The following is a 20,381-nucleotide window of genomic DNA, read 5'->3' on the forward strand; positions in this document are numbered from 1 at the left end:
TCTGAGGGACAAAATGGCTGAGTTTCTGGCAACACCACTGGGCACCGCGCTTTTGATCGCGGTGCAGGGTCTGGGGATCATCGCATTCGTGATGATTTCGCTTCTGTTCCTCGTCTATGGCGACCGCAAGATCTGGGCCGCGGTCCAGATGCGGCGGGGTCCCAACGTGGTGGGGGCGTTCGGTCTGCTGCAATCGGTGGCGGATGCGTTGAAATATGTCGTCAAGGAAATCGTCGTGCCGGCGGGGGCGGACAAGTTCGTCTTCTTCCTGGCCCCGATGCTCAGCCTTGTTCTGGCGATCCTGGCCTGGGCGGTGATCCCGTTCAACGAAGGCTGGGTGCTGGCCGATATCAACGTGGCGATCCTGTTCGTCTTCGCGGTCTCCTCGCTGGAAGTTTACGGCGTGATCATGGGGGGCTGGGCCTCGAACTCGAAATATCCGTTCCTGGGCTCGCTGCGGTCCGCCGCGCAGATGATCTCGTACGAGGTGTCGCTGGGCCTGATCATCATCGGGGTCATCATTTCGACCGGGTCGATGAACCTGTCGGCCATCGTCGAGGCGCAGCGGGGCGATTACGGCCTGTTCAACTGGTACTGGCTGCCGCACCTGCCGATGGTGGTTCTGTTCTTCATCTCGGCGCTGGCCGAAACCAACCGCCCGCCCTTCGATCTGCCCGAGGCGGAATCCGAACTGGTTGCGGGCTTCATGGTGGAATATTCCTCGACGCCGTATCTTCTGTTCATGGCCGGCGAATACATCGCCATCTTCCTGATGTGCGCGCTGATCAGCCTGCTGTTCTTTGGTGGCTGGCTGTCGCCGATCCCGGGCATTCCGGATGGGGTGCTGTGGATGGTGGCGAAGATGTGGGTGTTCTTCTTCATGTTCGCCATGGTCAAGGCGATCGTGCCGCGCTACCGCTACGACCAGCTGATGCGGATCGGCTGGAAGGTGTTCCTGCCGCTGTCGCTGGGCTGGGTGGTGATCGTGGCGTTCCTTGCGAAATTCGAAGTTCTGGGCGGCTTCTGGGCCCGCTGGACGATGGGGGGCTGATATGGCGTTCGATTACACCCGTGCAGCGAAATATTTCCTGCTGGTCGATTTCATCAAGGGGTTCGGCCTGGGGATGCGGTATTTCTTCGCGCCCAAGCCCACGCTGAACTATCCGCATGAAAAGGGCCCGCTGTCGCCGCGCTTCCGGGGCGAACACGCCCTGCGCCGCTATCCCAACGGCGAGGAACGCTGTATCGCCTGCAAGCTGTGCGAGGCGATCTGCCCCGCACAGGCGATCACCATCGATGCCGAACCGCGCGAGGATGGCAGCCGCCGCACCACGCGCTATGACATCGACATGACCAAATGCATCTATTGTGGCCTGTGCCAGGAAGCCTGCCCGGTGGATGCGATCGTCGAAGGGCCGAATTTCGAATTCGCGACCGAAACCCGCGAAGAGCTGTTCTACAACAAGGAAAAGCTTCTTGAGAACGGCGCGCGCTGGGAAGCGGAAATCGCCCGCAACATCGAGCTGGACGCGCCCTACAGATGACCGAGGAATTTCAGAAACTTTTCAAGACCATGATGGAGCAGGGCCAGGAAATGGCCCGCGCCTTCAACCCGGCACTGGAAAGTTTCAATCCCGCCGCAATGGAAAAGCTGTTCCCCACCATGTCCAAGGACATGATGGAGATGTGGTTCGGCAAGACCTTCAACCGCGAGGGGCTGGATGCGCGCACGCGCCTTCTGGTCACGATCGCGGCGCTGACGGTGCTGGGCGCGCAGGCCGATGCGCAGCTGCGCCTGACGATCCGCCACGCGCTGGAAGCGGGGGCCACGCAACGCGAGATCGCCGAGGTGATCTTTCAGATGAGCATGTTCGGCGGTGTGCCCGCCATGACCCGCGCGCTGGAAATCGCGCAGACGGTCTTTGACGAAAAATCGGGGGAAAACACATGACGGTGTTTGCGTTCGCCTTTTACCTCTTTGCCATTTCGGCGGTGGTCGCGGGCTTCATGGTGGTCGTGTCGAAGAACCCGGTCCACTCGGTCCTGTGGCTGATCCTGGCCTTCCTGTCGGCGGCGGGCCTGTTCGTCCTGCTGGGCGCGGAATTCGTGGCGATGCTGCTGATCATCGTCTATGTCGGCGCGGTCGCGGTGCTGTTCCTGTTCGTCGTCATGATGCTGGACATCGACTTTGCCGAGCTGAAGGGCGAACTGGCGCGCTACATGCCGCTGGGCCTGTTGATCGGCGTGGTGATGCTGCTGCAGCTGGGCATCGCCTTTGGTGCCTGGCAGGCCGCCGAGGGGGCGCAGGACCTGCGTCTGGCGCCGGCGCCGGACGGGGTGGAAAACACCGCCGCCCTGGGCCTGCTGATCTATGACAAATACCTTTACCTGTTCCAGGCCGCGGGTCTGATCCTGCTGGTTGCGATGATCGGCGCGATCCTGCTGACGCTGCGGCATCGCAAGGATGTCAAGCGTCAGGATGTGCTGGCGCAGATGCACCGCGATCCGGCCAAGGCGATGGAACTGGTGGATGTCAAACCGGGGCAGGGCCTGTGAATGGCGCGCATCGGAACGAATGAAAGAAGGGGCCAGACCCCGGAGGGACAGCGATGATCGGACTTGAACATTACCTGAGCGTGGCGGCCGCCCTGTTCGTCACCGGCATCTTCGGCATCTTCGTGAACCGCAAGAACGTCATCGTCATCCTGATGTCGATCGAACTGATCCTGCTGTCGGTGAACATCAACCTGGTGGCCTTTTCGGCGCATCTGGGCGATCTGGCGGGGCAGGTGTTCACCATGTTCGTGCTGACCGTCGCCGCCGCCGAGGCCGCGATCGGGCTTGCGATCCTGGTGACCTTCTTCCGCAACCGCGGCTCGATCGACGTCGAAGACGTCAACGTGATGAAAGGGTAAGGGCAGATGGAAACGATCATTCTTTTTGCCCCGCTGGTGGGGGCGATCATCGCCGGCTTCGGCTGGCGGCTGATCGGCGAAAAGGGCGCGATGGCGGTGACCACGGGCCTGCTGTTCCTGGCCGCCGCGCTCAGCTGGATCGTGTTCCTGGGCTTTGACGGGGTGACCCGGCAGATCCATATCCTGGACTGGGTGCAATCGGGTACGCTGGATACCGCATGGTCGATCCGGCTGGACCGGCTGACGGCGATCATGCTGATCGTTGTCAACACGGTCTCGGCGCTGGTGCATCTGTATTCCTGGGGCTACATGGCCCATGACGACAACTGGACCCATCACGAACACTACAAGGCGCGCTTCTTCGCCTATCTGTCCTTCTTCACCTTCGCGATGCTGATGCTGGTGACGTCGGACAACCTGGTGCAGATGTTCTTTGGCTGGGAAGGCGTGGGCGTGGCGTCCTACCTTCTGATCGGGTTCTACTACAAGAAACCCTCGGCCAATGCCGCGGCGATGAAGGCCTTTGTGGTCAACCGCGTGGGCGATTTCGGCTTCATGCTGGGGATCGTCGGGCTGTTCATGCTGGTCGATTCCATCGCGATGGACGACATCTTTGCCGCCGCATCGACCTTGGCGGAAACGCAGATCACCTTCTTGTGGACGGAATGGAATGCGGCGGTGTTGCTGACCTTCCTGCTGTTTGTCGGCGCGATGGGCAAATCGGCGCAGCTTTTCCTGCACACCTGGCTGCCCGACGCGATGGAAGGCCCGACCCCGGTGTCGGCGCTGATCCACGCCGCGACCATGGTTACCGCCGGTGTCTTCCTGGTGTCGCGCATGTCGCCGCTGTATGAAGTTGCGCCCGAAACCAAGACCTTCATCGTCTACATGGGGGCGGCGACCGCCTTTGTCGCGGCGACGATCGGCCTTGTGCAGAACGACATCAAGCGCGTGATCGCCTATTCGACCATGTCGCAGCTGGGCTATATGTTCGTGGCGGCGGGTGTCGGCGTCTATTCGGTGGCGATGTTCCACCTGCTGACGCATGCCTTCTTCAAGGCCATGCTGTTCCTGGGCGCGGGGTCTGTCATCCATGCGATGCACCACGAACAGGACATGCGCAATTACGGCGGCCTGCGCAAAAAGATCCCGCTGACCTTCTATGCCATGCTGATCGGCACGCTGGCGATCACCGGCGTGGGTATTCCGCTGACGCATTTTGGCTTTGCCGGTTTCCTGTCCAAGGATGCGATCATCGAAAGCGCCTTTGCCGGCACCCATGGCGGCATTGCCTTCTGGGCGCTGGTGGTGGCGGCGCTGTTCACCTCGTTCTACAGCTGGCGTCTGATGTTCCTGACCTTCTGGGGCAAGCCGCGGGGCGATCATCATGCGCATGACCACGCCCATGAAAGCCCGATGGTGATGGTGGTTCCGCTGGGTGTTCTGGCGCTTGGCGCGATCTTTGCCGGGATGGTCTGGTACGGGCCCTTCTTCGGGTCCACCGAACAGGTGAACGAATGGTTCGCCGGTGCCGTCTTCATGGCCGAAAGCAACCATGTCCTGCATGAGGCGCATGACGTGCCCGCCTGGGTCAAGGTATCGCCCTTCGTGGCCATGCTGATCGGTCTGCTGACGGCCTGGGTGTTCTATATCCGCGCGCCCGAAACCCCGAAGAAACTGGCCGAGGCGCAGCCCGCGCTGTATCAGTTCCTGCTCAACAAGTGGTATTTCGACGAGCTTTATGACTGGATCTTCGTCCGTCCCGCCAAGTGGATTGGCGCCTTCCTGTGGAAGAAGGGCGACGGGGCCGTCATCGACGGCGCGATCAACGGGGTGGCGCTGGGTCTGATCCCGCGGCTGACGCGGCTCGCGGGTCGGGTGCAGTCGGGCTATCTGTTCCACTATGCTTTCGCCATGGTCATCGGCATCGTGGTGCTTATGTTCTGGGTCGTTCTGGCCGGGGGGTCCAACTAATGGAAAACCTGCTTTCCATCATCACTTTCGTCCCCCTGGTCGCGGCCGCGATCCTGGCGCTGGTGCAGCGCGGCGGCGGTGCCGCGGCGGATCGCAATGCCAGGTGGTTTGCGCTGACCGCGACCACGGCGACCTTCCTTGTGTCGTTGTTCCTGCTGACGGGGTTTGATCCGGCCAACACCGGTTTCCAGTTCGTTGAAGAACGCGACTGGATCATGGGCTTTACCTACAAGGTGGGCGTGGACGGGATTTCCGTCCTGTTCGTGATGCTGACCACCTTCCTGATGCCGCTGACCATCGCGGCCTGCTGGAACGTGGAAACCCGCGTCAAGGAATACATGATCGCCTTTCTGGTGCTGGAAGGGCTGATGATCGGCGTCTTCGTGGCGCTGGATCTGGTGCTGTTCTACCTGTTCTTCGAGGCCGGCCTGATCCCGATGTTCCTGATCATCGGCATCTGGGGCGGCAAGGACCGGATCTATGCGGCGTTCAAGTTCTTTCTTTACACCTTCCTCGGCTCGGTTCTGATGCTGGTGGCGATGATCGCCATGTATCAGGATGCGGGCACCACCGACATGGTCAAGCTGCTGGCGCATGAATTCGCGTCCGACAGCTTCCCGGTCCTGGGGGTGCATGTCGTGGGCGGGCTGCAGACGCTGCTGTTCCTGGCCTTCTTTGCCAGCTTCGCGGTCAAGATGCCGATGTGGCCGGTGCATACCTGGCTGCCCGATGCGCACGTTCAGGCGCCGACCGCGGGGTCGGTGGTTCTGGCGGCGGTGCTGCTGAAGATGGGGGGCTATGGCTTCCTGCGCTTCAGCCTGCCGATGTTCCCGGTGGGGTCCGAGGTGCTGGGCGGTGTCGTTCTGTGGATGTCGGCGATTGCCATCGTCTATACCAGCCTTGTGGCGCTGGCGCAGTCCGACATGAAGAAGCTGATCGCCTATTCCTCGGTCGCGCATATGGGCTATGTGACCATGGGCATCTTCTCGGTCAACCAGCAGGGTATCGACGGCGCGATCTTCCAGATGCTGAGCCACGGCTTCATCTCGGGTGCGCTGTTCCTGTGCGTGGGCGTCATCTATGACCGGATGCACACGCGGGAAATCGACGCCTATGGCGGCCTGGTGAACCGGATGCCGGCCTATGCGCTGATCTTCATGTTCTTCACCATGGCCAATGTGGGCCTGCCGGGCACCAGCGGCTTTGTCGGCGAATTCCTGACGCTGATGGGTGTGTTCCAGGCCAATACCTGGGTGGCGGCGGTGGCGGCCACGGGGGTGATCCTGTCGGCGGCCTATGCGCTGTGGCTGTATCGCCGCGTGGTCTTTGGCGACCTGATCAAGGAAAGCCTGAAGGCCATCACCGATATGGACCGCCGTGAAAAGGCGATCTTTGCCCCGCTGGTGGTGATGACGCTGCTGCTGGGTGTCTATCCCAGCCTTGTGACCGACATCATCGGGCCTTCGGTCGGCCAGCTGATCCAAGACTATCATGCAAGCCTGCCCGCCACCGAAGTGGCGCTGGCCGGACAGTGAGGGAGAAACAACCATGACTTCTGCGGATTTCTCCACGGTCCTGCCGGAATTCCTGCTGGCGGTCTTTGCGATGGCGGCGCTTCTGGGCGGTGTCTGGACCGGCAAGGACAAGGTGGCAGGCGCGATCCTGTGGGCCACCGTCGCGGTGTTCCTGGCGCTGGGGGCCTGGATCGGGCTGAATGCCGGGCCTGCGCGCGTGGCCTTTGGCGGCATGTTCCTGGATGACGCCTTTGCGCGGTTTTCCAAGGTGGCGGTGCTGTTGTCGGGTGCCGCCGTCCTGGCGATGAGCGCGGATTACATGACCCGCCGGGGGCTGATGCGCTTTGAATATCCCATTCTTGTCGCGCTGGCGGTTGTCGGCATGATGATGATGGTGTCGGCAGGCGACCTGATCGCGCTTTACATGGGGCTGGAACTGCAGTCGCTGGCGCTTTATGTCGTGGCCTCGCTGCGCCGCGACAGCGCCAAATCGTCCGAGGCGGGGCTGAAATATTTCGTGCTGGGCTCGCTGTCCTCGGGGCTGCTGCTTTATGGCGCCTCGCTGGTCTATGGTTTTGCGGGGACAACCTCGTTCGCGGGGATCATCACCGTGGTCGAGGCCGGGCATTTGCCGCTGGGCGTGCTGTTCGGTCTGGTGTTCCTGCTGACGGGGTTGGCGTTCAAGGTGTCGGCGGTGCCGTTCCACATGTGGACGCCCGATGTCTACGAAGGTTCGCCCACGCCGGTCACCGCCTTTTTCGCCACCGCCCCCAAGGTGGCGGCGATGGCGCTGCTGGCACGCCTGGTCCACGACGCCTTTGGCCAGGTGCCGGGCGAGTGGGGGCAGATCGTGGGGCTGATGGCGGTGGCGTCGATGTTCCTGGGCGCGGTCGCCGCGATCGGCCAGCGCAACATCAAGCGCCTGATGGCCTATTCCTCGATCGCGCATATGGGCTTTGCGCTGCTGGGCCTGGCCGCGGGCACCGAGGCGGGCGTGCAGGCGATGCTGATCTACATGGCGATCTATGTGGCGATGAACATCGGCACCTTCGCCTTCATCCTGTCGATGGAACGCGATGGCCAGCCGGTGACCGATATCGCCGCGCTGAACCTGTATTCCCGGCGCGAGCCGCTGAAGGCGATGGCGATGCTGGTGCTGCTGTTCAGCCTGGCGGGCGTGCCGCCGATGCTGGGCTTCTTCGCCAAGTTCGCCGTGCTGAAGGCGGCGCTGGATGCCGGCTATGTCTGGCTGGTGGTGTTGGGGGTGATCGCGTCGGTGATCGGTGCCTTCTATTACCTGCGCATCGTCTTCTTCATGTATTTCGGGTCTGAAACCGAGGCGCTGGATACCCGGATGCCGGCGGTGCAATGGGTGCTTTTGATGGCATCCGCGCTGGTGATGATCGTGGGCGTGGTCAACCTGTTCGGGGTCGAAGGTGCCGCGGCGGCGGCGGCCAGCGCGCTTGTCCGCTGATCCCGGCGACTGGCCCGAGGGCGTGGCGCGCCACGTCCTGGGCCGGGTCGACAGCACCATGGCCGAGGCCGCCCGCCTGGCCCCGCATCTGTCGGGGCCGGCCTGGGTTTTCGCGCAGGAACAAACCGCTGCGCGCGGTCGGCGCGGCCGCGACTGGCACATGCCGGCGGGCAATTTCGCGGCCACGCTGATCCTGCGCCCCCGGGGGGGGCTGCCGCAGGCGGCGCTTTATTCCTTTGTCGCGGCCCTTGCGCTGGATGAGGCGCTGGCGCGCGTTGCGGGGCCTTCGGCGGGGCTGGCGATCAAATGGCCCAATGACGTGCTGCTGAACGGCGGCAAGGTCGCGGGCATCCTGCTGGAAAGCATCGGGTCAGGCGCCAGCCTGTCGCATCTGGCGATCGGCATTGGCGTGAACCTGGCCGAGGCGCCCGATCCGGGGCTGCTGGAACCCGGCGCCGTGCCCCCGGTCAGCCTGCGTGGCGAAACCGGCCTGTCGATCGCGCCCGGGGATTTCCTGCCGATCCTGGCGCAGGCCTTTGCGCGCTGGCAGGCGCAGCTGGACACCTGGGGCTTCGGCCCGATCCGCACCGCCTGGCTGTCGCGCGCCGCGCGCATCGGTCAGCGCATCGTGGCGCGCACCGGCCGCGAAACCCATGAAGGCATCTTTGAAACCATCGATGACAGCGGCGCGATGATCCTGCGGACGGCGAAAGGCCGCCTGCCGATCGCCGCCGGCGATATCTTTTTCTGAAGGGGGCGGGACATGCTGCTGTGCATCGACTGCGGAAACACCAACACGGTCTTTTCGATCTGGGACGGGTCCGATTTCATCGCCACCTGGCGCATCTCGACCGATCACCGGCGCACGGCGGATGAATATTTCGTCTGGCTGTCCACGCTGAAGGCACTGAACCGGATTGAGGCCGATGTGACCGAGGCGATCATTTCCTCGACCGTGCCGCGGGTGGTGTTCAACCTGCGTGTGCTGTGCGACCGCTATTTCAACTGTCGCCCGCTGGTGGTGGGCAAGCCGGAATGCGCGCTTCCCGTGGCCCCGCGCGTCGATCTGGGCACGACGGTGGGGCCCGACCGGCTGGTGAACACGGTGGCGGGCTTTGACCGGCATGGCGGCGACATCATCGTGGTCGATTTCGGCACCGCCACCACCTTTGACGTGGTTGCCCCCGATGGCGCCTATATCGGCGGGGTGATCGCGCCGGGCGTCAACCTGAGCCTTGAGGCCCTGCACATGGCCGCCGCCGCCCTGCCGCATGTGGATGTGACCCATCCCACGCAGGTGGTGGGTACGAATACGGTGGCCTGTATTCAATCCGGCGTCTATTGGGGCTATATCGGGCTGGTGGAAGGCATCGTCCGCCAGATCCGCCGCGAACGCGACCGCCCGATGAAGGTAATCGCCACCGGCGGGCTGGCGCGGTTGTTCGAACAGGGATTTGACCTGTTCGACCGCGTCGAGGATGACCTGACCATGCACGGGCTGCGGCTTATCAACGACTACAACAAGGAACTGAGCGCGTGAAAGAGCGTCTGATCTATCTTCCGCTCGGCGGGGCCGGCGAAATTGGCATGAATGCCTATGTCTATGGCTATGGCCCCGAGGGCAAGGAACGGCTGATCGTGGTCGATCTGGGCGTGACCTTTCCCGACATGGACGGTTCGCCCGGGGTGGACCTGATCATGGCCGACATCGCCTGGCTGGCCGGGAATGCCGACCGGATCGAGGCGATCTTCATCACCCACGCGCATGAGGACCATATCGGCGCGCTGCCACATTACTGGCCGCGGCTGAAAAAGGACGTCTACGCCCGCCGCTTCACCGCCCGCATCGGCGAAATGAAGCTGGAAGAGGCGGGCCTGCCCACCGACGCGATCCGCGTGGTGGAACCGCGCCCGCAGGTGATCGAGGCCGGTCCCTTCAGGGTGCAGTTCGTGCCGGTGTCGCATTCCATCCCCGAAAGCTCGGCGCTGGTGATCGACACGCCGGCGGGGCGTATCGTCCATTCCGGCGATTTCAAGCTGGATGGCAATCCGGTGGTGGGCGAACCCTTCGACCCGGTCCTGTGGCATGACATTGCCAGGGAAGGCCAGGGGGTCAAGGTGCTGACCTGCGATTCCACCAATGTCTTCACCCCCCATCCCGGCCGGTCCGAGGCGACGCTGGCCACGCCGCTGGCCGAACTGATCGCGGCGCAGGACGGCATGGTGGTGGCGACCACCTTTGCGTCCAACGTGGCGCGGCTGAAAACCCTGGCCGAGGCGGGGAAGGCGGCGGGCCGCTCGATCTGTCTGTTGGGGCGGGCGATGAAAAAGATGGTCACGGCGGCCCAGGAAACCGGCGTTCTGACCGGCTTTCCGGGGACCGTGACGCCCGAACAGGCGGCTGAAATCCCGCGTGAAAACCTGATGCTGATCGTCACCGGCAGCCAGGGCGAACGCCGCGCGGCCTCGGCCCAGCTGAGCCGGGGCAAGTATCTGGGCCTTGAAATGCGCGAGGGCGATACCTTCCTGTTTTCTTCCAAGACGATCCCGGGCAATGAACGCGGCGTGATCCGCATCATGAACGCGTTTTCGGAAATGGGGGTCGAGGTGATCGACGACCGTGGCGGGCTGTATCATGTGTCCGGCCATGCCAACCGCCCCGATCTTGAGGCGGTGCAGGATCTGCTGCGCCCCCGGATCCTGATCCCGATGCATGGCGAACATCGCCACCTGCGCGAACATGTCAAGATCGCCCAGTCCAAGGGCATCGCCGCCGAAGTGGCGACCAATGGCACGATGATCGACCTGACCGGCGCCGCGCCCAAGGTGGTGGAATATATCGAGGCCGGGCGCACCTATCTGGATGGCAATGTGCTGATCGGCGCGATGGATGGCGTGGTGCGCGACCGGATTCGCATGGCGCTGAACGGACATGTCCTGGTCACCGTCATCATCGACGAAGAGGATATGCCGCTGGGCGATGCCTGGGTCGAGATGATGGGCCTGCCGCCCAGGGGCCGCAACGGCGCCGATGTGGCCGGTGTGATCGAAGAGGAACTGGCCACCTTCCTGGAACGCGCCAGTGCCAAGGTCATCGCGAATGACGCCAAGATGGACGAGGCGATCCGCCGCATCGTCCGCCAGGTGACGATGGAGGAAATCGGCAAGAAGCCCGAGGTGACGGTGGTGGTCTCGCGCCTGATCGCGGACTAGCCGGGGCAGGGGCAGGGGCTTTGCGGCCCCGCCGTTCCGCGCCGTACGAAACACAAAGGCCCGGACCTGATGGTCCGGGCCTTTTGTCCTGTTGGTGTGCCGGGGCCGTGGCGCGATCAGCTGTCGCTGGTTTCCTCGGCCTCGGTATCCTCGGTGGTGCGCGCAAGGGTTGCGGGGCGGAAGCTGCGCAGGATGAAATCGGGCACATGATCGCCCATGCCGACCACGGCAGGCCCGCTGTCGCGGTCGCGGCGCCGGTCGCGCCGGTCGTCGCGCCGGTCGTCGCGGCGATCTTCACGGCGCGGTTCGGGGGCGGCTTCGGGCTGCGGGGCGGCGATGACCGGGGTTTCGGCCACGGCGGCCTCAACCACGGTTTCACGGGTGTCGCGCGGGGCGCGTTCGGCTCTGTCGCGTCCGCCACGGCTGCGGCTGCGTCCGCCCCGGCCCCCCCGGTCGGTGGCCCCGCGCTCGCCATCCTCGCGCGGGCGGGCGGGGCGTTGGGCGGCCTCGGACAGGGCAAAGCCTTCGGGGGCATCGACACGCGGGATCGGCTGTTTTACCAGACTTTCGATCGCGGCCAGGTATTTTTCATCCGCCGGGGTGGCGATGGTATAGGCGGTGCCAAGACGGCCCGCGCGCCCGGTGCGGCCGATGCGGTGAACGTAATCCTCGGCATGGCTGGGCACGTCAAAGTTGAACACATGGCTGACCGCCGGAATGTCCAGCCCCCGCGCCGCCACGTCGGACGCCACAAGGAAGCGCAGCGACCCGTCGCGGAACCCGTCCAGCGTGCGCATCCGCTGGCTCTGGTCCAGGTCGCCGTGGATCGGGGCGGCGTCAAAGCCATGCGCCTTCAGCGACTTGGCGACGATGTCCACCTCGGTCTTGCGGTTGCAGAAGATGATCGCGTTGGTGCAGGTCACGCCTTCCGCGGTGATGATGGCGCGCAGCAGTTCGCGTTTCTGCTTGGCGGCCTGATCGCGCCGCGTCGGCGTCAGTTCGACCAGCCGCTGGGTGATCGTTTCCGATGTGGTGGCCTGGCGCGCGACCTCGATCCGGGCGGGGGCGTGCAGGAAGGTGTTGGTGATCCGCTCGATTTCCGGCGCCATGGTGGCGCTGAAGAACAGCGTCTGGCGGGTAAAGGGCGTCAGCTGGAAGATCCGCTCGATATCCGGGATGAAGCCCATGTCGAGCATCCGGTCCGCCTCATCCACGACCATGATCTGCACGCCGGTCAGCAACAGCTTGCCGCGTTCGAAATGGTCCAGCAGGCGGCCGGGGGTGGCGATCAGCACGTCGACGCCACGGTCGATCAGCTTGTCCTGTTCGCCAAAGCTGACCCCGCCGATCAGCAGCGCCTTGGTCAGCTTGGTGTTCCTGGCATAGATGTCGAAGTTTTCGGCCACCTGCGCGGCCAGTTCGCGCGTCGGGCACAGCACCAGGCTGCGCGGCATCCGCGCCCGTGCCCGGCCCTTGGCCAGAAGCGTGATCATCGGCAGCGTGAACGAGGCGGTCTTGCCGGTGCCGGTCTGGGCGATGCCCAGCACATCCTTGCCTTCCAGCGCGGGCGGAATGGCGCCGGCCTGGATCGGGGTCGGGGTTTCATAGCCCGCATCGGCAATGGCGGAAAGGACCTTGGGGTCCAGTTTCAGATCAGAGAACTTGGTCATCAGCGTCCTAATGTGCGGTATCGGACCGCAGGGTGAAGGGACGCGGGTATCGGGCGCCCCGTGGCATCCCGCCAGATGCGGGTGCAGGTCCCCTACTGCATCGCGCGAAAAAGGTCAATCTTCGTGGATGTGGCCCGGCATTGACGGCAGGGCCGCGCTCTGGCAGGGGAAGGGCAGGAATAGGATGGACCCATGAACCTCTTTGCCGATATCCGCGCGGCGGTGATTTCCGCGCTTGAAGACATGGTGGCGGCGGGCGACCTGCCGCCCGGTCTTGACATGTCCAATGTCGCGGTCGAGCCGCCGCGCGATGCGCTGCATGGCGATATGGCGACCAATGCCGCGATGGTGCTGGCCAAACCCGCCGGCAAGGCGCCGCGCGCCATCGCCGAGGCGCTGGCCGTCCGGCTGGCCGCCGATCACCGCATCGACAGCGCCGAAGTGGCGGGACCGGGCTTTCTGAACCTGCGCCTGTCGGCCCTGGTCTGGGACGGGGTGTGCCGCGCGGCGCTGTTGCAGGGGCGCGCCTTCGGGCGTTCGGCCATGGGGCAGGGCGGCAAGGTCAATGTCGAATTCGTCTCGGCCAACCCGACGGGGCCGATGCATGTGGGCCATACCCGCGGCGCGGTCTTTGGCGACGCGCTGGCCAGCCTGCTGGATTTCGCGGGCTATGACGTGACGCGCGAATATTACATCAACGACGGCGGCGCGCAGGTCGATGTGCTGGCGCGGTCGGCCTATGAACGCTACCGCGAGGCCAATGGCCTGGAACCGGAAATCCGCGAAGGCCTGTATCCCGGCGATTACCTGATCCCGGTGGGCGAGGCGCTGAAGGCGAAATATGGCGCAAGCCTGCTGGACAAGCCCGAATCCGAATGGCTGGCCGATCTGCGCGCCTTCGCCACCGCGCGCATGATGGACATGATCCGCGAGGATCTGGCCTGTCTGGGTGTGACGATGGATGTCTATTCCAGCGAAAAGGCGCTTTATGGCACCGGCCAGATCGAGGCCGCGCTGGAAGAATTGCGCGCCCAGGGCCTGATCTATGAAGGCGTGCTGGAACCGCCCAAGGGCAAGCTGCCCGAGGATTGGGAAGAACGCGAACAGACGCTGTTCCGGTCCACCGCCTTTGGCGACGATGTGGACCGCCCGGTGATGAAATCGGACGGCAGCTGGACCTATTTCGCCCCCGACATCGCCTATCACTATGACAAGGTGAAGCGTGGCTTTGACATGCTGATCGACGTGCTGGGCGCGGATCATGGCGGCTATGTCAAGCGGATGAAGGCGGCGGTGGCGGCGTTGTCGGGCGGGCGCGTGCCGCTGGACATCAAGCTGATCCAGCTGGTCAAGCTGTTCAAGAACGGCGAGCCCTTCAAGATGTCCAAGCGCGCGGGCACCTTCGTGACGCTGCGCGATGTGGTGGAACAGGCCGGCGCCGGTGTCACCCGCTTTGTCATGCTGACGCGCAAGAATGATGCGGCCCTGGATTTCGACTTTGCCAAGGTTCTGGAACAGTCCAGGGACAATCCGGTCTTTTACGTCCAGTATGCCCATGCGCGGGTCTGTTCGGTGCTGCGCAAGGCGGCCGATATGGGGGTGGATGTGTCCGACGCGGCGCTGTCGCAGGCCGATCTGACGCGCAACCGCCACGAGGCCGAGGTGGCCCTGGCCAGGAAGATCGCCGAGTGGCCGCGGCTGGTGGAAATCGCCGCGCGCGCGAACGAACCGCATCGCGTGGCCTTCTACCTGTATGAACTGGCGTCCGATCTGCATTCGCTGTGGAACCGTGGCAATGACGATCCGTCGCTGCGCTTCGTGCAGGATGGCGATCTGGCCGCCACATCGGCGAAAATCGCGCTGGCCCGGGCCGCGGGCGTTGTTATTTCCGCGGGTCTTGGTATTCTTGGCGTGACCCCCGCGGAAGAGATGCGCTGAGAACGCACCGCCCGGGGCCAGACAGGCAGGGCGGGGCGACCCGCCCCTCAACGGCAGACCGGGTCCACCCGGCGATGAGGCGAGCATGGCAAGCATCCATTACCGTGACAGCGGGCCCTGGCGGCATGAACCGGCGCCCGACCCCGTGCCGATGACGGCCGAGGGGATGCGCGGCGACGGGATCCGGGGCGGCGGGATACAGGGTGTTGTGGCCCCGGTGTCGCGCTGGGTTCACTATGCCGGCGCGCTGACCAGTGTCGCGCTGGTCGCGGGGCTGGGGATCTGGGGTTACAAGCTGGCGGTGCGCGATCTGGCCGGGGTGCCGGTGATCCGCGCGCTGGACGGGCCCGCCCGCATTGCCCCCGACGATCCGGGCGGCGATCTGGCGCGCCATGTCGGCCTGTCGGTCAATGCGGTGGCCGCCCATGGCACCGCGGCACCCGCGCCCGATCAGGTGGTTCTGGCGCCAGGCCCGGGCGCGCTGGCGCCCGATGATGCGCCGATGGCCGCGCTGGTCCCGCCGGACGCGCCGGTTGCCTCGGGGGCTGCCGATGCGCCGGCGGAAACCCTGACCACCGCCGCGATGCCGGTGCCCGACAACCTGGCCGCCCCGGCCCCCGGCGCCAGCGCCCAGGGCTTCACCGCCGAGGCCGCCGCCGCGCAGGCCCCGGCCGGCACCCCCGCCGCAGACAGCCCCGCCGCAGACAGCCTTGAACAGGCGCCCGATGAATCCCCGGACCTGGCCGCGACCGAAACGGTCGCGCCGCAGGCGATCCCCGACAGCGTGCCGGGCGTGGCCCGCTCGCCCCGGCCGCTGGTCCGGCCCGCCCGCGACATGATCGCCGAGGCCGCCGCGCGCGCCGTGGCCGAAGCCCTGGCCGAGCCCGCCGCGCTGGATGTCGACCCCGACAGCCTGCCCGCCGGCACCCGTCTGGTGCAGCTGGGCGCCTTTGACGCGCCCGCGGATGCGCGTGGCGAATGGGACCGGGTCGCTGGCCGTTTTGCCAGCCTGATCGCCGGCAAGCGCCGCGTGATCCAGGAGGCAAGCTCGGGCGGGCGCACCTTCTACCGGCTGCGGGTCGAGGGCTTTGCCGATGTGGCCGATGCCCGCCGCTTCTGCGCCGCCCTGCTGGCCGAACAGGTCAACTGCATCCCCGCGCAGGTGCGCTGATGGCGCCTGCCGCCCCGCGCCAGGGTGCCGCTATCCTGGGTTGTGCGGGGCTGACCCTTGGCCCCGATGAGGTCGCCTTTTTCCGCGAGGCGGACCCGTGGGGGTTCATCCTGTTCGCCCGCAATGTCGACACGCCCGATCAGCTGCGCCGCCTGACAGGCGATCTGCGCGATGCCGTGGGGCGGCAGGCGCCGATCCTGATCGATCAGGAAGGCGGGCGCGTGCAGCGGCTGCGCGCGCCGCATTGGCGCGAATGGCTGGCGCCCCTGGATCAGGCCGTTCGCAGCGGGGCGGGGGGCGCGCGGAGCTTTTGGCTGCGCGCCCGGATCATGGCGGCGGAACTGCGCGCGGTGGGGATCGATGCCAATTGCGCCCCCACCTGCGACATTGCGGGGCCCGACACCCACCCCTTCCTGCGCAACCGCTGCCTTGGGACGGATGCGGCCAGCGTCGCCGCCCATGCGCGCGCCACGGCGGCGGGGTTTCTGGCGGGCGGCGTTCTGCCGGTGATCAAGCATATCCCCGGCCACGGCCGCGCCACCGCCGACAGCCACCTGGACCTGCCCACTGTCACCGCGCCGCTGGAGGTGCTGGATCAGACCGATTTCGCCCCCTTCCGCGCGCTGGCCGATCTGCCCATGGGCATGACCGCGCATATCCGTTTTGCCGCGCTGGACCCGGCGCCGGCCACGCAATCGGCGCGTGTGATCGGGCTGATCCGGGACCGGATCGGCTTTGACGGTCTGTTGATGACCGATGACATCGGCATGCAGGCGCTGTCCGGCCCTGTGACGGATCGTGCGGCAAAATCCATCGCGGCGGGCTGTGATGTGGTGCTGCACTGCAATGGCGATCTGGCCGAGATGCAGGCCGTGGTGGCCGCGGCCGGGCGGCTGACGCCTGCGGCCCATGCCCGCGCCTCCGCGGCCCTGGCCCGCCGGATCGCGCCCGAGGCCGTTGACATCGCGGGCCTTGAGGCCGAACTTGGGGCGGTCCTGAACGGCGCGCCGAGCCCCAAGCCCAAGGCCTGACCCCCGCATGCCCGACACATCCGAGACGAACCTTTTTGAGGCGCAATCCGTCGCCGACCGGCTGCAGGCCGAGGCGCTGATCGTCGATGTCGAGGGCTTCGAAGGCCCGCTGGACCTGTTGCTGACGCTGTCGCGCACGCAAAAGGTCGATCTGCGGCGGATTTCGGTGCTGGAACTGGCGGAACAATACCTGGCCTTCGTCGACCGCGCCAAGGCGCTGCGCATCGAACTGGCCGCCGATTATCTGGTGATGGCGGCTTGGCTTGCGTTCCTTAAATCCCGCCTGCTGCTGCCGCCCGACCCCGCCGCCGAGGGCCCCTCGGCCGAGGATATGGCCGCCCATCTGGCCTTCCAGCTGGAACGCCTGCAGGCCATGCGCGAGGCGGCGGCGCAGTTGATGGCGCGCGACCGGCTGGGCCGCGATAACTTTGCCCGCGGCCTGTCCGAAGAGGTCGCCCGCGTGCGCAAGGTGGTCTATACCGCCTCGCTGCTGGATCTGATGCAGGCCTATGCGCGCATCCGCACCCGCGACGAATTTCGCCCCTATGCCTTTGACCGGCGCGATGTGTTCACGATGGAACAGGCGCTGGACCGGCTGCGCGGCCTGATCGGCTTTGCCGGCGACTGGACCGAACTGGCCAGTTATCTGCCCGATGGCTGGGGCGGCGATCCCAAGCGGCGCCGATCCGCCACCGCTGCCACCTTTGCCGCCAGTCTGGAACTGGCCAAGCAGGGCCAGATCGAGATCCGCCAGTCCGAAACCTTCGCCCCCATTTCCATCCGACGGAAGACGCCGTGACCGACGCCCCCGAAAAAACGCTGTTCGACGCCCCGCCGATCGCGGAACAGGAACGCATGGTCGAGGCGATCCTGTTTGCCTCGGCCGCGCCGGTTTCGGTGGCCGAGATGGCCGAACGGATGCCACACGGCGCCGACCCGGCCGAGGCGCTGGCCTATCTGCGCAAACGCTATGAGGGGCGGGGCGTGCGGCTGGTGCGGGTGGGTGATGCCTGGGCCTTCCGCACCGCGCCTGACCTTGGGTTCCTGATGCAGAAGGAAACGGTGGAACAGCGCAAACTGTCGCGCGCGGCCATCGAGACGCTGGCGATCATCGCCTATCACCAGCCCGTCACCCGCGCCGAGATCGAGGAAATCCGCGGCGTGGCCGTGTCGCGCGGCACCATCGACCAGCTTCTTGAAATGGAATGGATCCGCTTTGGCCGTCGCCGGATGACGCCGGGGCGCCCGGTGACCTTTGTGGTCACGCAAGGCTTCCTGGATCATTTCAACCTGGAATCCGCCCGTGACCTGCCCGGCCTGAAAGAGCTGCGCGCGGCGGGTCTTCTGGATAACCGCCCGCTGCCCGGGGCGGATGCGGCGCCTGACGATGAGGCCGAGGAGATCAACGGCCAGACAGAACTTTTTGAAGATTGAAAGGGTTAAGCGGTGAACCTGAACCAGATTGTGAACATGGTGATCAAGGCCGTCACGCGGCGGCTGGTCAATTGGGGCGTGAACAAGGGCATGGATCTGGCCACGCGCCGGGGCACGGGCGGCACGGGCGACCCTGCGGCGCAGGGCAAGGCCACGCCCGCGCAGCAACGGCAGGCCAATGCCGCGCGCGAGGCCGCCAGGCGCGCCCGTCAGGCGGCCAGGATCACGCGCCGTCTGCGCTAAGGGGGCCTGCGCCGATCGGCTGCAGCAGGCCTGCCTCGGCCAGCGCGGCCAGATGGCGGCGCATGTCGTCACGCAGCTGCGCGGGCGGGGTGTCGGGAAAGACCTCGGCCAGAACCTCGGCGCAATCGGCGGCGCTGCCGGGGATTTCCAGCATCTGCCAGATCGCGGTGCCGACCGGGTTCAGTTCCCACAACATCGGCTCGCCGGCCTGCCACAGGAAAGTGGCCTGGCCGTGCTGGCGCAGCGCCACGGCGGGGCTGCGCTGCCAGATCTGATCCAGCGGCACGGGGGCGGCCTCGGGGGCGGCATCGATGGCGGTGTCAAAGGGCAGGTCCGGGCCGATGTCCAGATCCGCGGGCAGGTCCGGCCCGGCAAAGGCGCGCATCAGCAACGCGGCGGCCTGATCCAGATCGGAATAGACCAGGCGCAGCACCGGCAGGCCATCGGTCAGGCTTTCGGCGCGGTCAAAGGCCGCTTCGGCCGAGGGCAGGTCGGTGATCGTCTGCACCAGCAGCAGGCGCAGCGCCTGGCCCGGATCAAGCCGGTGCAGCCGCGCCGGTCCCGATGCGCGGCGATCCAGCATCACCAGCGCGCCCAGCGGCGCCAGGCTGCCATGCGGGGCAAGGTTGGGCAGCATCAGATAGCCATAGCGGTCATCGGCGGGGCCGGGGTGGGCCTCGACATGGGCGCGCAGGACCGGGCCTGCGGTATCGGGCAGCGGCAGGCGCAGCCGCGGCGCCACGCCCAGCCCCAGCGCGCGGCCATCGGCCAGCACCGGCAGGACATCGTCGCAAAACAGCCGCACGCCCGGTTCGGCGGTCATCCGGGCGGTCAGGGTGCTTTTGCCCGCCCGGCGCGGCCCGGTCAGCACGACGATCCGGCCCGCCAGTTCCAGCGCGCCGCAATGCAGCCCCAGTGCCCCGGGCTGGGCGGCGCTGTAGGCCTGGGTCATGTCGGCCAGGGTGGCGCAGACCGCGGCGGTGGCGCTCAGCCCGTCCAGAGGCTCGGGCAGGAAGGGCGAGGTGACGCGGTAACGTCCCGGCCCCGCAGGCTCGATCCACGAGACCGGCGCGGGGCCGTCGGCGCGGGGGGGCGTCGGTTCGGGCAGCCAGCCGGTCAGACAGCGCATCAATTGCGTGGCAAGGCCCGCATCATCGGGCAGCCGCACCGGCCCGGGAAGGCCGGGAAAATCCAGGTTCAGCACAGGCGTACGGCGCCCCCCGAAGGGGGCGCCGCGGCGCTGGATCAGATCACGCTGCGACATGCCTTAGCGGGTGCCGGGCTGGTCGCGCATCCAGCGGGGCGTTCCGGCCTCGGGTGCGCGGCCCTCGCGGTGCCAGTCCCCGCCCTGCGACCGCCCCGAACCGTGGCCCTCGCGCGGCCAGTCCCCGCCTTGCGACGGGCGCGAGTTGCGGCCCCGCGACGGACCCGAATTCCGGCCCCGCGACGGGCCCGAATTGTGGCCCCGCGACGGGCCCGAATTGCGGCCCCGCGACGGGCCCGAATTGCCGCCGCGCGAATTGCCGCCGCGCGAGGCACCGCTGGCATGAGCCGCGTTCAGCCCCACCAGCGTGGGTGCCACATAGGCCGCGCCCGCCAGAAGGCCCACACGCGCCAGAAGCGCACGGCGGTTGAGGGTGGTGTCTTTTGCCTTGGTCATCTTTGCCTCCGTCTGCGCCGCCAGCGGCGCGTTCCAGGTTCCAGTTGCGACCGGATCTTTCCCCGGTGCCTGGGGATAACGCCGCAGGGCGAAAAACATTCCCCGGGCAGGCGAAGAAAAATTGAAAAAATTGGAACGACTTGA

At 66.1% G+C, this 20,381-nt stretch carries 20 protein-coding genes; 17 read left to right on the forward strand and 3 right to left on the reverse strand.

Going from position 1 to position 20,381, the window contains the following annotated elements; all coding sequences use genetic code 11:
• Positions 1 to 13 precede the first annotated feature (13 nt).
• Genes nuoH through ACK8OU_RS02935 form a run of 11 tightly spaced genes read left to right on the forward strand, consistent with a single transcriptional unit; the run spans position 14 to position 11,090 of the window.
• Positions 14 to 1,051 carry an NADH-quinone oxidoreductase subunit NuoH gene (gene nuoH / locus ACK8OU_RS02885; RefSeq protein ID WP_410301850.1) on the forward strand — a complete coding sequence of 346 codons (1,038 nt, stop codon included), beginning with the start codon at positions 14 to 16 and terminating at the stop codon, positions 1,049 to 1,051.
• 1 nt (position 1,052) lies between these two features.
• Positions 1,053 to 1,544 (forward strand): NADH-quinone oxidoreductase subunit NuoI, encoded by a 492-nt coding sequence (gene nuoI, locus ACK8OU_RS02890; RefSeq protein ID WP_410301851.1) that lies wholly within the window; start codon positions 1,053 to 1,055, stop codon positions 1,542 to 1,544.
• Positions 1,541 to 1,951, forward strand: coding sequence for a carboxymuconolactone decarboxylase family protein (locus ACK8OU_RS02895; RefSeq protein WP_250044184.1), 411 nt, complete (start codon positions 1,541 to 1,543; stop codon positions 1,949 to 1,951). The genes nuoI and ACK8OU_RS02895 overlap by 4 nt, the downstream gene beginning before the upstream one ends.
• Positions 1,948 to 2,556 (forward strand): NADH-quinone oxidoreductase subunit J, encoded by a 609-nt coding sequence (locus ACK8OU_RS02900; protein WP_410301852.1) that lies wholly within the window; start codon positions 1,948 to 1,950, stop codon positions 2,554 to 2,556. Before ACK8OU_RS02895 ends, ACK8OU_RS02900 begins: the two co-directional genes overlap by 4 nt.
• Before the next feature lie 53 nt (positions 2,557 to 2,609).
• On the forward strand, positions 2,610 to 2,915 hold the full coding sequence (gene nuoK, locus ACK8OU_RS02905) for an NADH-quinone oxidoreductase subunit NuoK (protein WP_410301853.1): 306 nt from the start codon (positions 2,610 to 2,612) through the stop codon (positions 2,913 to 2,915).
• Between the two features lie 6 nt (positions 2,916 to 2,921).
• Entirely contained in the window at positions 2,922 to 4,889 is a 1,968-nt protein-coding gene (nuoL, locus tag ACK8OU_RS02910; protein ID WP_410301855.1) for an NADH-quinone oxidoreductase subunit L, read from the forward strand.
• Positions 4,889 to 6,424, forward strand: coding sequence for an NADH-quinone oxidoreductase subunit M (locus ACK8OU_RS02915; protein ID WP_410301856.1), 1,536 nt, complete (start codon positions 4,889 to 4,891; stop codon positions 6,422 to 6,424). Before nuoL ends, ACK8OU_RS02915 begins: the two co-directional genes overlap by 1 nt.
• Before the next feature lie 13 nt (positions 6,425 to 6,437).
• A complete protein-coding gene (gene nuoN / locus ACK8OU_RS02920; protein ID WP_410301857.1) occupies positions 6,438 to 7,877 on the forward strand; it encodes an NADH-quinone oxidoreductase subunit NuoN in 1,440 nt (479 codons plus the stop codon).
• On the forward strand, positions 7,867 to 8,628 hold the full coding sequence (locus tag ACK8OU_RS02925) for a biotin--[acetyl-CoA-carboxylase] ligase (protein WP_410301858.1): 762 nt from the start codon (positions 7,867 to 7,869) through the stop codon (positions 8,626 to 8,628). The genes nuoN and ACK8OU_RS02925 overlap by 11 nt, the downstream gene beginning before the upstream one ends.
• Positions 8,629 to 8,640: 12 nt before the next feature.
• A complete protein-coding gene (locus ACK8OU_RS02930; RefSeq protein WP_410301859.1) occupies positions 8,641 to 9,417 on the forward strand; it encodes a type III pantothenate kinase in 777 nt (258 codons plus the stop codon).
• Positions 9,418 to 9,464: 47 nt separating this feature from the next.
• Positions 9,465 to 11,090 (forward strand): ribonuclease J, encoded by a 1,626-nt coding sequence (locus ACK8OU_RS02935; protein ID WP_410302007.1) that lies wholly within the window; start codon positions 9,465 to 9,467, stop codon positions 11,088 to 11,090.
• A 116-nt stretch (positions 11,091 to 11,206) separates the two neighbouring features.
• Here the strand turns inward: ACK8OU_RS02935 and ACK8OU_RS02940 are convergent, their stop codons facing one another.
• A complete protein-coding gene (locus ACK8OU_RS02940) occupies positions 11,207 to 12,760 on the reverse strand; it encodes a DEAD/DEAH box helicase (protein ID WP_410301860.1) in 1,554 nt (517 codons plus the stop codon).
• 192 nt (positions 12,761 to 12,952) lie between these two features.
• Here ACK8OU_RS02940 and argS point away from each other — a divergent pair, with 192 nt between their 5' ends.
• The 6 genes from argS (at position 12,953) to ACK8OU_RS02970 (ending at position 18,577) form a co-directional block, all read left to right on the forward strand.
• A complete protein-coding gene (gene argS / locus ACK8OU_RS02945; RefSeq protein WP_410301861.1) occupies positions 12,953 to 14,698 on the forward strand; it encodes an arginine--tRNA ligase in 1,746 nt (581 codons plus the stop codon).
• Between the two features lie 85 nt (positions 14,699 to 14,783).
• A complete protein-coding gene (locus ACK8OU_RS02950) occupies positions 14,784 to 15,869 on the forward strand; it encodes an SPOR domain-containing protein (protein WP_410301862.1) in 1,086 nt (361 codons plus the stop codon).
• Positions 15,869 to 16,900 (forward strand): glycoside hydrolase family 3 N-terminal domain-containing protein, encoded by a 1,032-nt coding sequence (locus ACK8OU_RS02955; RefSeq protein ID WP_410301863.1) that lies wholly within the window; start codon positions 15,869 to 15,871, stop codon positions 16,898 to 16,900. Before ACK8OU_RS02950 ends, ACK8OU_RS02955 begins: the two co-directional genes overlap by 1 nt.
• A gap of 7 nt (positions 16,901 to 16,907) precedes the next feature.
• Complete coding sequence (locus tag ACK8OU_RS02960) at positions 16,908 to 17,699, forward strand: segregation and condensation protein A (RefSeq protein ID WP_410301864.1); 792 nt, start codon at positions 16,908 to 16,910, stop codon at positions 17,697 to 17,699.
• Positions 17,696 to 18,334: an SMC-Scp complex subunit ScpB gene (gene scpB, locus ACK8OU_RS02965; RefSeq protein WP_410301865.1), complete on the forward strand. Its 639-nt coding sequence runs from the start codon at positions 17,696 to 17,698 to the stop codon at positions 18,332 to 18,334. Before ACK8OU_RS02960 ends, scpB begins: the two co-directional genes overlap by 4 nt.
• A gap of 12 nt (positions 18,335 to 18,346) precedes the next feature.
• On the forward strand, positions 18,347 to 18,577 hold the full coding sequence (locus ACK8OU_RS02970) for a hypothetical protein (RefSeq protein WP_410301866.1): 231 nt from the start codon (positions 18,347 to 18,349) through the stop codon (positions 18,575 to 18,577).
• On the opposite strand, the gene ACK8OU_RS02975 is transcribed toward ACK8OU_RS02970, so the two are convergent.
• A complete protein-coding gene (locus ACK8OU_RS02975; RefSeq protein WP_410301867.1) occupies positions 18,558 to 19,841 on the reverse strand; it encodes a PqqD family peptide modification chaperone in 1,284 nt (427 codons plus the stop codon). The two genes, ACK8OU_RS02970 and ACK8OU_RS02975, sit on opposite strands and share 20 nt — an antisense overlap.
• Before the next feature lie 3 nt (positions 19,842 to 19,844).
• Positions 19,845 to 20,237: a hypothetical protein gene (locus tag ACK8OU_RS02980; protein ID WP_410301868.1), complete on the reverse strand. Its 393-nt coding sequence runs from the start codon at positions 20,235 to 20,237 to the stop codon at positions 19,845 to 19,847.
• Between the last annotated feature and the right edge of the window lie 144 nt (positions 20,238 to 20,381).

The organism is Pontitalea aquivivens, from assembly GCF_046507575.1.
Lineage (GTDB): Bacteria > Pseudomonadota > Alphaproteobacteria > Rhodobacterales > Rhodobacteraceae > Pontitalea > Pontitalea aquivivens.